The sequence below is a fragment of the Streptomyces sp. NPDC055025 genome, from assembly GCF_053608565.1.
On the sequence record NZ_JBSGVS010000004.1, the window covers coordinates 213554 to 226139 of the forward strand.

10 protein-coding genes are annotated in these 12586 nt (G+C 72.2%); 4 read left to right on the forward strand and 6 right to left on the reverse strand.

Translation table 11 applies throughout. The features are described 5' to 3' along the window. Positions 1 to 64 precede the first annotated feature (64 nt). From ppk2 to ACWGDX_RS04530, 3 genes are all read right to left on the reverse strand, one after another. Entirely contained in the window at positions 65 to 1045 is a 981-nt protein-coding gene (gene ppk2, locus ACWGDX_RS04520; protein WP_453622163.1) for a polyphosphate kinase 2, read from the reverse strand. A 123-nt stretch (positions 1046 to 1168) separates the two neighbouring features. Continuing rightward, complete coding sequence (locus tag ACWGDX_RS04525) at positions 1169 to 1891, reverse strand: lysophospholipid acyltransferase family protein (RefSeq protein WP_453622165.1); 723 nt, start codon at positions 1889 to 1891, stop codon at positions 1169 to 1171. Between the two features lie 233 nt (positions 1892 to 2124). After that, on the reverse strand, positions 2125 to 3594 hold the full coding sequence (locus ACWGDX_RS04530; protein ID WP_453622167.1) for an MFS transporter: 1470 nt from the start codon (positions 3592 to 3594) through the stop codon (positions 2125 to 2127). A gap of 119 nt (positions 3595 to 3713) precedes the next feature. On the opposite strand from ACWGDX_RS04530, the gene ACWGDX_RS04535 reads away from it, so the two are divergent. The 3 genes from ACWGDX_RS04535 to ACWGDX_RS04545 all read left to right on the forward strand — a co-directional run bounded on the left by ACWGDX_RS04535 (position 3714) and on the right by ACWGDX_RS04545 (position 5687). Beyond that, positions 3714 to 4253: a MarR family winged helix-turn-helix transcriptional regulator gene (locus ACWGDX_RS04535; RefSeq protein ID WP_453622169.1), complete on the forward strand. Its 540-nt coding sequence runs from the start codon at positions 3714 to 3716 to the stop codon at positions 4251 to 4253. A 171-nt stretch (positions 4254 to 4424) separates the two neighbouring features. Beyond that, on the forward strand, positions 4425 to 5282 hold the full coding sequence (locus tag ACWGDX_RS04540; protein ID WP_453622171.1) for an SMP-30/gluconolactonase/LRE family protein: 858 nt from the start codon (positions 4425 to 4427) through the stop codon (positions 5280 to 5282). A 195-nt stretch (positions 5283 to 5477) separates the two neighbouring features. Further along, a complete protein-coding gene (locus ACWGDX_RS04545) occupies positions 5478 to 5687 on the forward strand; it encodes a hypothetical protein (protein WP_453622173.1) in 210 nt (69 codons plus the stop codon). Between the two features lie 113 nt (positions 5688 to 5800). On the opposite strand, the gene ACWGDX_RS04550 is transcribed toward ACWGDX_RS04545, so the two are convergent. The 3 genes from ACWGDX_RS04550 to ACWGDX_RS04560 all read right to left on the reverse strand — a co-directional run bounded on the left by ACWGDX_RS04550 (position 5801) and on the right by ACWGDX_RS04560 (position 11145). Then, positions 5801 to 6547, reverse strand: a complete 747-nt coding sequence (locus ACWGDX_RS04550) for an SDR family NAD(P)-dependent oxidoreductase (protein ID WP_453622175.1) — start codon at positions 6545 to 6547, stop codon at positions 5801 to 5803. Between the two features lie 231 nt (positions 6548 to 6778). After that, on the reverse strand, positions 6779 to 10216 hold the full coding sequence (locus ACWGDX_RS04555) for a S8 family serine peptidase (RefSeq protein WP_453622177.1): 3438 nt from the start codon (positions 10214 to 10216) through the stop codon (positions 6779 to 6781). Between the two features lie 302 nt (positions 10217 to 10518). Next, entirely contained in the window at positions 10519 to 11145 is a 627-nt protein-coding gene (locus ACWGDX_RS04560; RefSeq protein WP_453622179.1) for a GOLPH3/VPS74 family protein, read from the reverse strand. Positions 11146 to 11440: 295 nt separating this feature from the next. Between ACWGDX_RS04560 and ACWGDX_RS04565 the strand changes: the two genes are divergently transcribed. Then, the gene (locus tag ACWGDX_RS04565; RefSeq protein WP_453622181.1) at positions 11441 to 12466 is read left to right on the forward strand and encodes an MDR family NADP-dependent oxidoreductase; all 1026 of its coding nucleotides are present in this window, start codon (positions 11441 to 11443) and stop codon (positions 12464 to 12466) included. Positions 12467 to 12586 lie beyond the last annotated feature (120 nt).

Below are 12586 nucleotides of genomic sequence, written 5' to 3' on the forward strand. Positions count from 1 at the left end.
GCCTCACCCGGACCCGCGCCCCGCCAGGACCCGCGCCCCGCCCGGACCCGTGCCCCGGCCGGGGTCAGTCCTCCGGTGCGGGGTGGGCGCCCGGCCCGTGCCGGCGCCCGGTCAGCGGCGTGGGTGTCAGGTCGGTGCTCTCCTCCCCCGGCTCCAGAAGCGTGTCGGCGGGACCGACGATCAGCGGGTCGGGTTCTCCGACGGCATCGGCGTCCTTGTTGGCGTAGTCCAGATGCCGGAGCAGACTGCGCATCGCCTCAAGACGCCCGCGCTTCTTGTCGTTCGTCTTCACGACGGTCCAGGGCGCGTACGGGGTGTCCGTGGCCCGGAACATCTCGATCTTGGCGACCGTGTAGGCGTCCCACAGATCGAGGGAGGCGAGATCGGTCGGCGAGAGCTTCCACTGCCGTACGGGGTCGATCTGCCGGATGGCGAATCGGGTGCGCTGCTCGTTGCGGGAGACGGAGAACCAGAACTTCACCAGCAGGATGCCGTCCTCGGTGATCATCCGCTCGAACACCGGTGCCTGGCTCAGGAAATGCTCGTACTCGGCGGGGGTGCAGAAGCCCATGACGCGCTCCACCCCCGCCCGGTTGTACCAGGAGCGGTCGAAGAAGACGATCTCACCGGCGGACGGAAGATGTGCGACATACCGCTGGAAGTACCACTGCCCGGCCTCGCGTTCGGTGGGCTTCTCCAGGGCGACGACCCGGGCGCCGCGCGGATTGAGCCGCTCGGTGAAGCGCTGGATCGTACCGCCCTTGCCCGCCGCGTCCCGCCCCTCGCACACGACCACCAGGCGCTGTCCGGTCTCCCTGACCCAGCGCTGGAGCTTCAGCAGCTCGATCTGGAGCACGCGTTTGCGCCGCTCGTACTCCCGCCGCCCGACCTTCCTGTCGTACGGATAGTTCTCGCGCCAGGTCCGGATGGGCCGCCCGCTCTCGTCCAGCAGGACGGGCCGCTCGGGGCGCCGTTCGTCGACGGTGAGCCCGTCGAGCAGCGCCTCCCCCTGGCCGTCCGGCTTCCTCCCCTCAGCGGGCGGCATGAGCGGCCGCCCCTCGTACGGGACGGAAGGGCGAGCGTCGGCGAGAGAGCGGAGACATCACGGTCCACCTGCGCGTATCGAGGGGAGCGGACCGAGGGCGCTACGGACCGCATGCCGCTTCCTTTACCCCGCTGCCGCCTCTTCAGGCGGAGGAGACGCCGGAGAGGGCCCGGGAGGACGCACGCGAGCGGCGGCGGCGACCGGTTCACCGATCCGGGCCGCCGCCGTGCGCCAGGCGGCGGAGACCGCGCGGTGGGCACGGGCCGTGGCGACGGCCGGTTCACCGGACAGCCGCACCGGGGCACCGATATGGACATGGAGGTCCGGCCGGCGCAGCGGAGCGGTGGCCAGGCCCGCGAGCTGTTTCGCGGGGCCGCCGGAGACGAGCCGGCGCGCCCCGGCCTGGCCGAGCGGCACCACCGGGGCGCCGGTGGCGCGCGCCAGCCGGGCGATACCGCTGCGGAAGGGACGGGGAGCGGCCTCGCCGGCGTCCTTGCGGTGCGGGAGGCCTCCCTCGCCGTAGAGCAGGACGAGACGGCCCGCGGTGAGCGCCTCCGCGGCGTCCTCCAGGGCGTGGGCGGCCCGCGGACCGCCGCGGTGGACCGGCACGAAGCCGTCCCGGGTGAGTGCCGAGGCGAGCAGCGGGATCCGCCACAGCCCGGCGGCGGCCAGCACGACGGGCTCCACGCCGAGGCGGTGCAGGGCGGCGAGAACGACCGCCGGGTCGCTGAGCGAGGTGTGGTTCGCGGCGATGATGCTGCCGGGCCGCAGTGCGGCGTCGGTGTCGGCCGTGACCGTGAGGTGTCCGAAGAGGGGCACGACGGCGCCGGCGATACGGCTGAGCATGAACGGCCCTCCGGTCACGGCGAGTTCGGGACTTCATCGTCGCCCGGCACCGGCCGGGCGGCGTGAGTACGCGTACTCAGGGACGCGGAGAGGGCCGATGCGGAAAGGGCCGCCGGGACACCCCCACCCCCGGCGACCCGCTGGCCCGGGTCGACGGCGTCTCGCCGGCCGCCGCTCGGAGCGGACCGGCCCCGTACCGGTCCGACCGGTCCGACCGGTCCGCTTCGTACGGATCAGCTCCGGGCGAGACCGGAGACTTCCTGGGGGCCGGAGGAGACGGGGGCGGCCTGGTCCATGGAGGGCGCCTTGCGGCCGGGGATCGCGAGGGTGATGGCGGCGGCGACCAGTGCCACCACACCGCCGATGATCATCCCGGTACGGAACCCGTTCTCCGAGGGGATCTCGAATCCGCCCATCCGGACGGTCATCTGCGCCAGGACGACACCGACGACCGCGGCGGAGACCGAGGTGCCGACGGAACGCATCAGGGCGTTGAAGCCGTTGGCGGCCGCCGTCTCGGACTGGGGCACGACGGACATGATGAGCGCCGGCATGGCGCCGTAGGCGAGGGCGACGCCCGTACTGCCGATGCAGACGACGATCATCAGACCCCAGGCGGAGCCCATCAGGAAGAGGGACGAGGCATAGCCGGCGGCGATCACCAGGGAACCGACGAACAGGGTGACCTTGGGGCCACGGGCCGCGGAGAGCTTGGCGCCCACCGGGGAGAGAGCCATCATGAAGAGACCGCCGGGCACCATCCACAGACCCGCGGCCAGCATGGACTGGCCCAGCCCGTAGCCGGTGGCCTCGGGCATCTGGAGGAGCTGCGGCACGATGAGCGACTGGGCGTACATGGAGAAGCCGACGACGACCGAGGCGAGGTTCGTCAGCAGGACCTGACGCTTGACCGTGACCCGCAGATCGACCAGCGGGTCCTTGACGCGCAGCTCCCACCGGCCCCACAGCAGCAGCAGAACGACGGCCACGGCGGACAGGCCGAGGGTCGTACCGCTCCCCCAGCCCCAGTCGGCGCCCTTCGAGACGACCAGCAGCAGAGAGAGCAGTCCCGCGCCGAGTCCGACGGCGCCCACATAGTCGAAGCCGCCCCGGCCGGTGGTCTCGGTGTGCGGCACGACCCGCCAGATCAGCACGCCGACCAGGGCGCTGAGCCCGGCCGCTCCCCAGAACAGAATGCGCCAGCTCGCGTTCTCGGCGACGGCGGCGGCGATCGGCAGGCCGAGCGCTCCGCCGATGCCCAGGGAGGCGCTGATCAGGGCGATGGAGGAGCCCACGCGCTCGGTCGGCACGACATCACGGACGGCGCTGATGCCCAGCGGGACTATGCCCATGCCCATGCCCTGGAGGGCCCGCCCGATCACCATCGGGACGAGCGAGTCGGCCAGGGCGCAGACCACCGAGCCCGCCACGAGGGGCACCACACAGATCAGCAGCATGCGCCGCTTGCCGAACATGTCGCCGAGCCGGCCGACGACCGGAGTGCAGATGGCTCCCGCCAGCAGGGTGGCGATCACCGCCCAGGACGCGTTGGAGGGACTGGTGTCCAGTATCCGGGGCAGCTCGCCGACCAGGGGTACCACGAGGGTCTGCATCAAGGCGGCGACGATCCCGGCGCACGCCAGCACCAGGACGATCACCCCGGAGCGCGCGCTGGGGCCGGAGCCGGACTGTTGGTCGTTCACTGTGTTCCCTCCACGGCAAGGATGTGCATCATGCAATCGATAGGCATCATACATGCGATATGCGCTATGCATACGACGTGGTATACAAGAGGAACGAGCCCGGGAAGAGACGATGAAGGATGGTCGCTGTGGAGAGGGAGAGCCGACGGCTTGAGCGCGAGTTGATGCTCCTGGGGCGCCACTCCACATCTCCCCGGGGCAAGCGGGAGGGCGGCCTCATGGACCGCAGCGCCTATCTGCTGCTCAGCAGGATCGAGATCGAGGGCCCGATGTCGATCGCGCAGCTCTCGGACGCCTTCGGACTGGACGTCTCGACCCTCAACCGTCAGACCTCCGCGATGCTCCGCGCCGATCTGGTCGACCGCGTCGCGGATCCCGACGGCGGTATCGCCCGCAAGTTCCGCATCACGCCTGTCGGCCGGAGCCGGCTCCACACGGAGCGCGACCGCGTGGTGAACGGTCTGGGAAACGTACTCGCGGACTGGACCCCCGAAGAGGTCACCGCCTTCACCGACGCGCTGGAACGCTTCAACTCCGACATCGAACGGCGGCTGGGCCGTATCTGGCCCCGCCCGGCGCCGGACCCGTCCACGGCCGCCGCCGGAACCTTCGACGACGAGGCGGTCCCGGAACAGCTCTCGCCGCCCTCGCGGGGCTGAGCGTCGGCAGGTCGCGGAAGCGCCGGACCGGGGAGAAGAGCGGCCTGAGCGGGGCTGGTTTTCGGCCTTCCTGTCGCGTGACGGACGATCACATCGACGCCGCGTGCTACCAAGTGGCAGCGGCCGACGTCGGGTTGGGCGCGGCCATACCCCCAAGGGAGCGGATCGATCGTGACTTCATCAAGGACATGGCGTGCCCGGACCGCGGGCGTGGTGCTGGGCGCGCTCGTCGGCGCGGGGCTGGCGGTTTCGCCGAGTGCGGCCGCCGCGGTCACGGTCGTCAACTGCCCTTCCTCGGCCTGTACGCAGGTGGCCGGCGGGCTGGGCGAGCCGGTCGGTTCCGCCTATGACGCGAACGGGCACGCCTACATCACGTACCAGAACGGCGATCTGCGCGAGGTGGAGCTGGCGACCGGGGCCACGAGCACGGTCGCACGCGGGCTCGGCAATCTGCGTGGCATCGATCTGGACGGCGAAGGCGGCGCCTACGTGGGCGACTTCGACGGCAATCTGCTGAAGGTGGACCTCGGCACCGGATCACGGGAACTCCTCGCCTCGGGGCTCGGTCCGCTGCACGCCATCGTCCATAGCGCGGGCACGACCTATGCCACGGGCGGCAGCGGCAAGCTCTACGAACTCGCGCCGGGCGGGAGCGTCCGGGTCGTCGCCTCCGGGCTCGGTCTGTCCCAGGGCATCGCGCTCGACGGCGAGGGCAAGGCGTACACCGCCGACATGTTCACCGGCCGCATCCTGGAGACCGTCCTGGCCACCGGCGCCGTCAGGAGCGTGGCGAAGGAGTTCTACGAGCCGACGTCGATCTCGGTCGCGGCCGACGGTCTCGTCTACTTCTCCGTCGGCGACCAGGTCACCCGGCTGGATCCGGCCACCGGCCGGGGCACACATATCGCGACCGTCCGCGGGCTCAACTCCGTCATCTTCCGGCTCGACGGCGACGGAAACGCCTACGCGGCGCAGGTCACCGGCGGCGGCTCGCTCTGGAAGATCAAGGGCCTGACCCGCTTGCCGTGACCCGCTTGCCGTGACCCGGCCGCCCCGGTCGTCGTTGAGCGCGAGGCGGGCACCGGACGAGCGCGCCGTGACGGCCGGGCGAGCCGACCCTTCCCCAGGGGGTGGCCGCGATGGCCGATACGCGCGAACCGCGCGCGCCTGGACTGGGCGGACATCGGCCTGCCCGTCGACCACACCGCGCAACCGGCGGCGGTCATGCGGGAGATCAGCGGGGCCGTGCGCCGACTGGCCGGTGAACAGGGCCTGCGGGAACGGCTCGCGGAGGAACTCGCCGGTCTGGCGGCCGGGCTCGGCCGCTCGCCGGGCAGGGCACGGGCGCTGACGGACCGTTTCGGCCACGGCGGTATGCGGCCGGCCGCCACCGCCATTCTGCGGCAGGTCGAACGGAGCGCGGAGAACCCGTAGGTCCTGTCCGGGTCGGCCGGGCACCCTGCCAGGCACCCCGCCGGACGCTCGACAGCACACCGGCGCGCACCGGGGGCGGGTACGCGCGGGAGCATCGGCGTGTGCGGCGTGTGTCAGCCGATGCCGGGCCGGCCACCGGCCACTTCCAGCACCTCTCCGGTGATGTAGCTGGCGCGGTCGGAAGCGAGGAAGGCCACGGCCTCGGCCACTTCCTCGGGCTCGGCGACCCGGCCCAGCGCGGTGGTGTGGGCGATCGACTTCAGGGTGGCGGCCTCCATCGCGTCGGTGCCGGGGGTCCGGACCGGGCCGGGCGCGACGGCGTTGACACGGATGCCCTTGTCGGCGTACTCGGCGGCCCAGACTCTCGTCAGCTGCTCCAGAGCGGCCTTGGAGGCCGCGTACATACCGGTGCCCTGGGTGGCGACCGAGGCCGCGAGCGTGCCGACGTTCACGACCGATCCGTGTCCCCGTGCCACCATGCCCGGGGCGAGTTCACGCACCAGCAGATACGGAGCCCTGGTGTTCAGGTCCATGTGCAGATCGAACAGTTCGTCGGTCATCCGCGAGGTGGGCAGGAACTTGTAGACGCCCGCGTTGTTGACCAGGATGTCGACCTCGCCCGCCTCCAGCGCCAGCCGCAGCACTTCCGCGGTGTCGGTGAGATCGGCCTCGACGAACCGGGCCCTGCCTCCGGCGGTCTCGATCCCGGCCACGACCTCGTCGCCGCGCCGGGCGTCACGGCCGTGTACGACGACCTCGGCTCCCTCCCGCGCGAGCTGAACCGCGACGGCGCGGCCGATACCGGCGGTGGCGCCGGTGACCAGGGCGGTCTGTCCGGACATCTCCATGTCGTTCTCCATCGCACGTCTCCCATCGGACGGCGAGCCGAGTGGCGCGTCCCTTCCAACGTATCCGCACGACGGCGACCGTGCCCGACGCGCGAGCCGGGCCTTGCACAAGATCACGCGACATCGTTGTCAGGGCGCCGGTTCACCGTCCGAACCGTCGCCGCGGGCCCCGCGCGGGGCCGGGGCCGGTGCGGCCGGTCCCCGGCCCTGCTCCGTCCCCGGCCCTGCTCCGTACCCGACGCGTCACTTCGTCAGATACGCGTCCAGCACCGTCTGCGAGAAGACGTTCCCCGCACGGTCCCTGACGTCGGCCCGGAACGAAACCGTGCCGCCCGCCGCCGGGTTGACGACCCGCACGCGTCCGTCACGTACCGCCGCCTTCGACCACGACGTACCACCGTCGTACGAGACGGACACCGTCAGCGACGTGAGGTTCCGGCCGGCGGCCGAGCCCTGGACGGTGACCGGCACACTCTGCGTGGCGCCCGCCACGGCCCGCGCGTCCAGGCCGAGTTCCGGCGTGTAGCGCACCACGCTCGCGGGCAGGGCGGTCGGCTTCGCGGTGTGCCCCGAGGTGAACTCGGCCGACCAGCTCACCCGCGTGGTGACCGCCGATACGCCCGTGGTGGCGCGGCCGACGGTGGTGACCAGCCGGTATCTCGCCCTCTCCGCAGGGAGATCGAAGCTCACCGCGTCCAGGACGCCGTCGGCCGTGGCGTACTCCTCGCCGTCGCGGTAGAGCGTGGTGGACGCGGTGGCGGGGTCGTACAGACTGCTTCCGTCATGTCCCGCGCCGTCGGCGAAGGGGCGTATCGCACCGGTCAGCCGGTCGCCGTCGCGCGTCAGACCGCCGCCCTCGACCAGCGCGGGCCCGAAGACCGCGGTGTTGAAGTCCTCGGTGTACGGCTTTCCGCCGCGGTACACCCGGGACGGGAGGGCATACTGCGTCTCGGCCGTCCCTCCGCGCCGCTGCTGGAAGGTCCGCTGCCACGCGTAACCGCCCTGGAGATACGAGGTGGTCGTGCTCGCCAGGTCGGTGAAGGTGACCGGTACGGAGGTCGGGAAGTCCGGGGCCGAGGCGATCTGCCCCCATCTCCCCCCGGTGACCGTGCCGCCCGTGTTGACCGTCACCTTCGCCAGGTCTGCGGCCTTCGCGTGCTGGACATGTCCGGTGTAGAAGGCGTTCTTGAGGGTGTCGGCGAGCAGATAGTCCGTGCCGTCGCCCGCCCAGGAGGAGAGCAGATACGAACTGACCGTGCCCGGCCGGGGCTTGGGGCCGACCTGCTGGGTACGGAAGCCCTCCGACAGGTTGCCCATGTAGAGGATGATCGGTCCCGGCGCCTCCCGCGGCGAGATGGTCAGGAATCCGGACTGGTACGAGGCGTCCGGGTCCGGCGGTGCCATGTCGATCAGTTCGGTCGCGCGCGCGTCGACCGCGAGCACCGTGTCCTTCGTCAGTTCGAGCCGGGGCGCGGCGACCCAGTCGTCCCCGATGTACACGAGGTCGGGGCTGAGCAGCGGGACCTCGCCGAGGATGGTGTAGATGCCGCGGGGCAGGCGCACCTGGGCCGAGCCGTTGTCGCCGGACACCCTGACCATGGTCTGCGCGCCCAGGTCGTAGATGAACGCCGTCCAGTCGCCGTCCGCCGGTGCGGAGCCGTCGCGGGCCGTGGCCTTGAGGGTGAGGTCGTACATCTCGCCCTCGCGGAGGACGGCACCGGCGGTGCGTACGCTCTGGCCGCCGCCGGTCGCGGTGACGGCGAGGCTGTAGACGCCCTCCGTATCGCCGCCGAGCGTCGGGTCGGCCGTGATGTCCACGGACGCGGTGCCGTCGGCCGGGACGGTGACCCGCGAGGCGCCGAGGGCGAAGAAGCCGGCAGGCGCTTCCGCGCCCTTCGGACCGGTGGCGGTGGCCGCGAGATCGAGGGTGAGCGGCTCGGTACCGGTGTTGCGGTAGGTGAGCGTCCTGGTGATCGGCTGGTCGTCGGTGTGCGGCCAGGCCGGGGCACCGAAGCTCAGTGAGGCGGGCTCGGTGACGACGCTCTGGGTGATGGCGTGTGTCACGTCGACCCGGCCGCTGCCCTGCTCGACCGCGCTGTACGGGCCGGGCTTCGCGGAGCCGGTCAGCGCGGCCTTGAGCCGGGCACCGCTCCAGTCGGGGTGCTGCTGGGCGAGGAGCGCCGCCGCGCCCGCCACATGCGGGGTGGCCATGGAGGTGCCGTCGAGCGTGACATATCCGGGGGCGGGATGCGGTACGCCCGGATTCTGGTCGATGACACTGCCCTTGGCGGCGGCGGCCGTGATGGCGACACCGGGTGCGGTGATGTCGGGCTTCGCCCCGCCGTCGCCGATGCGCGGGCCCCGTGAGGAGAAGTCGGCGATCGTGTCCCGCTTGTCGACGGCGCCGACGGTGAGCGCGCCGTCGGCCGTGCCCGGTGTGCCGACGGTGGAGTCGCGCGGCCCCGAGTTGCCGGCCGCGATGACGAACAGGGCTTTGGCGGAGAGCCTGTTGACGGTCTCTTCCAGGGGATCCACACCCGGGGTGTCGGGGCCGCCGATGGAGAGGTTGACGATCTTCGCCCCCTCGTCCACGGCCCACTCCATACCGGACATGATCGCGGACTCGGTGGCCGCGCCTCGGTCGCCGGCCACCTTGCCGATGAGCAGTCGCGCGCCGGGGGCGACGCCCTTGTACTGGCCCTTGGACTGCGCGCCGGTCCCGGCGACGATGGAGGCGACATGGGTGCCGTGGCCGTAACGGTCCATGATGTCGGCGGAGTCGGCGGAGGTGAAGTTCTTCCCGGCGACGATCTGGCCCGCGAAGTCCGCGTGGTTGGTGTCGACACCGGTGTCCAGGACGGCGACCTTCACGCCCTTGCCGTCGTGTCCGGCGGCCCACGCGCTCGGCGCGCCGATCTGCGGGACGCTGACGTCGAGCGTCGTCCTGAGCAGACCGTCGAGCCGGACGGAGCGGACCCCGGACGCGAGCCGCAGGCCCCGCGCGGAGCGCGCGGTCAGCGAGGCCCACGCCTCGGCCGCCGCACTCCTCCGTACGGTCAGCGCCTCGCTGTCCACGGCGTCGATCTCGGCCCGTACGGTGGTGCCGTCCTGCGCCCGCAGCTCCGCGCGGGCCTCCTGGCCCGCCGCCTTGCGCGCCCCGGAGCCGTGGTACGAGACGAGCAGCGGCACCCCGTCGCCCGTGAGGGTCCGGTACTCGGGGCGGCTCAGTTCGGTGACGTCGAAGAGCCGGATGTCCAGCTTGTCGGTGGCGATCAACCCGGCCGCGTCCGCCGGGAGTACATACGAGTGGCCCTTGACCTCGCGCATCTGGACCGGTACCGAGGCACGGCCCGGGGCGGGCCGCAGTCCGACCGTCTTTCCGTGATCGTCGACCAGGACCCGGTCACCGGTGATCAGGGTGACCTCACGCGGGGCCTCGGCCCCCGCCGGGGCTGCTGCCGGCGCGGCCCATGTCTGCCCGGGGGCCGCCTGCCCGGAAGCTGTCGGTCCCGCGGCAGTCTGTCCGGAAGCTGTCTGTCCGGAGGTACGGGCCGGGGCGGGGCCGGTCGCCGCCGTGCCCGTCCCGGCCGTCGCCGCCAAGGTGAGTGCCGCCGCGCCCGCGACGACGGCGGCGGCGGTGCTGCTCCCTGGTCTCCGTGTCCTGCGCGGTGCTCTGCGCAACGTGCCCCCTTGCCCAGTCGGGGCAGCCTGTTGCGCCCCGGACGGAGATGCCGAGGGCATGGATTCGGCCCTTGGCGCGGACACGCCAAGAGCCCCATGATCGTCCCGTCAATCAGGCGAAAAGGAGCATAAGGGAGCAGGTGAAGACGATTGGTCCAGACCCTTCATGGATCTCCGGTGCCCGGACATCCGAAAGGTCCGTTCCGGCACCCGGGTAGGTCCGTTCCGGCACCCCGGTAGGTCCGTTCCGGGACTCGGGACGGACCTACCTTGGCGCGGGCCTCTCCGCCGGGCGCCGGATCTCAGTAGCCCCGCCGGCGGTTGTCCTCGGCCGCCTCTTCGCGCCTGCGGTCGCGCCGCTGACGTTCCGCCACCAACTCCCCCACCGCTTCCTCGACCTCCGTGAGCACCCGCTCCACCGTGTCGTCGAGCACGCCGGGGGCCTCCCCGGTCGGGGCGTCGTGAATACCGCCGTGGATTCCGACGGCTGCCGCGAGGGCGGCGAGGACGGGCTCGTCCGCCGCCCAGCGATTCGCCGCCTGGCGCCGGTCGGGCGAATCGGTCAGCACCGTACGACTGGTGCGCAACACCATCCAGCGGCGTCGCTGTTGCGAGATGATCTGCCCTCGCGCCTCCAGCTCGGCCAGATAGACGGCGGCCAGACCGCGGCCCCTGCGCCACAGCCAGTCGGAGACCGTCTCGTAGGGCGCTTGCCGGACGAGCGACGACGCGGCCTCGCCCAGCAGGCGGTCCGTCATCGCCGGCGGGTCGTCCGGCACGAGGTGACCGTCCTCCAGTCTGACGGCACGGGCGTTCAGGAGGTCGATCACCTCGGCTCCCGCGAGCGCCAGCGACAGATCGCCCCGCTCCACCGGGTGGCCGGACGGAATGTCCATGGAGACGAGGTACAGGTCCCGCGGTGTGGTCATGCCTCTCGCCGCCTCCGGTGCGTCGGAAACGCCGGGGCCATCGGCACCCGGCCTGCCGTGGCAATTCTCGCTCCCGGTGACCGCGTATGCCAGTGAGGGAGGACCCGCGTCCCAGGGACGGCTCCCTCCGCCCTCTCCCCCGCCGCGAGACCGCCCGGTCCGCCCACCCCAGCGGCTCACCGCGGCCCGCGTCGGCTTGACCCTGACGTACGCGTCAGGGGTTAGCGTCACCGCACGCCGACGCCGGACACGCGCCCTGCCGCGCTGCCCCGACCCCACCCCCAGGAGCCCCAACATGACCGCAGTCCTGCCCCGTACCGCCCGCGAGATCCGGCTCGCCGCCACCCCCGAGGGACTGCCCGCGCCCGAACACTTCGCCGTCGTCGAGACAGCGCTGCCCGAGCCCGGGTCGGACCATGTCCTCGTCAGGAACCGGCACTTCCTGGTCTTCCCCGGTCTGCGCACCCTGATCGGCGGGGAGGTCGACGGCGTACCGCTGCCACCGCTGCGCGGCGGCGACACCCTGTTCGGCCCGGCCGTGGGCGAGGTCGTGGCCGCGCCGGCCGGCAGCCCGCTGCGCCTAGGCGACACGGTCACCCATCCGCTCGGCTGGCGGGAGTACGCCCTGGTGGCCGCCGCCGACTGCACCCCTGTGGACGGCACACTGCCCGACCCGGTCGCGCACCTCACCTCGGGATCCGCCGCCTACGGCGCGCTGACCCGTCTCGCCGAAGTCCGCGCGGGGGACACCGTGTTCGTCACCGGCGCGGCGGGCGGCGTGGGTTCCCTGGCCGGGCAGATCGCCCGGCTGCTGGGCGCCGGCAGGGTGATCGGCAGCACCGGCTCGGCGGAGAAGGCGGAGCGACTGGTCGCCGAACTGGGCTACGACGCGGTCGTACTGCGCGGGGCCGGTCCCATCGCCGCGCAGCTCGCCGAGGCGGCGCCCGAGGGGATCGATGTCCTGCTCGACAACGTCGGCGGCGAGCAACTGGTCGCGGCACTCGGCGCTGCCCGGCAAGGCGCGCGTTTCGCCCTGGTCGGAGCGCTGTCGGGGCAACTGTCGGCAGAGCGGGCGGGCGGCAGCGCGCCGGTGGAGATCGACGCCTTCCGTCTGGTCGTCAAGGGCGTCTCGCTGCGCGGGTACAGCGGCGCGGACCACCCCGGGATGGAGAAGGAGTGGACCGGTCGGTTCGGCGACTGGCTGCGCTCCGGCGAGATCAGCTTCCCCCACACCCGGATCGCGGGCATCGATCGCGCGCCGCTGGCGTTGCGGGAATTGATCGAAGGCCGGCACTTCGGGACCGTCGTCGTGGAACTGTAGTCGTGGTGCCCTAGGGCGTGTTTCGAAAGTCCCGCCGTCCGCCCGGAGGGCGGGGCCCGCGGCGTCTGGTGCGTGCGATCGCAAGGCGGAGGATCGTGCTCGTACTGGACGTACTTGGAC

Excerpts from the sequence above, each read along its gene's own strand:
- ACWGDX_RS04545 (WP_453622173.1), top strand. The coding sequence starts at position 5,478 with ATGCGGGAGATCAGCGGGGCCGTGCGCCGACTGGCCGGTGAACAGGGC.
- ACWGDX_RS04525 (WP_453622165.1), bottom strand. The coding sequence starts at position 1,891 with ATGCTCAGCCGTATCGCCGGCGCCGTCGTGCCCCTCTTCGGACACCTC.
- ACWGDX_RS04535 (WP_453622169.1), top strand. The coding sequence starts at position 3,714 with ATGGTCGCTGTGGAGAGGGAGAGCCGACGGCTTGAGCGCGAGTTGATG.
- ppk2 (WP_453622163.1), bottom strand. The coding sequence starts at position 1,045 with ATGCCGCCCGCTGAGGGGAGGAAGCCGGACGGCCAGGGGGAGGCGCTG.
- ACWGDX_RS04560 (WP_453622179.1), bottom strand. The coding sequence starts at position 11,145 with ATGACCACACCGCGGGACCTGTACCTCGTCTCCATGGACATTCCGTCC.
- ACWGDX_RS04550 (WP_453622175.1), bottom strand. The coding sequence starts at position 6,547 with ATGGAGAACGACATGGAGATGTCCGGACAGACCGCCCTGGTCACCGGC.
- ACWGDX_RS04565 (WP_453622181.1), top strand. The coding sequence starts at position 11,441 with ATGACCGCAGTCCTGCCCCGTACCGCCCGCGAGATCCGGCTCGCCGCC.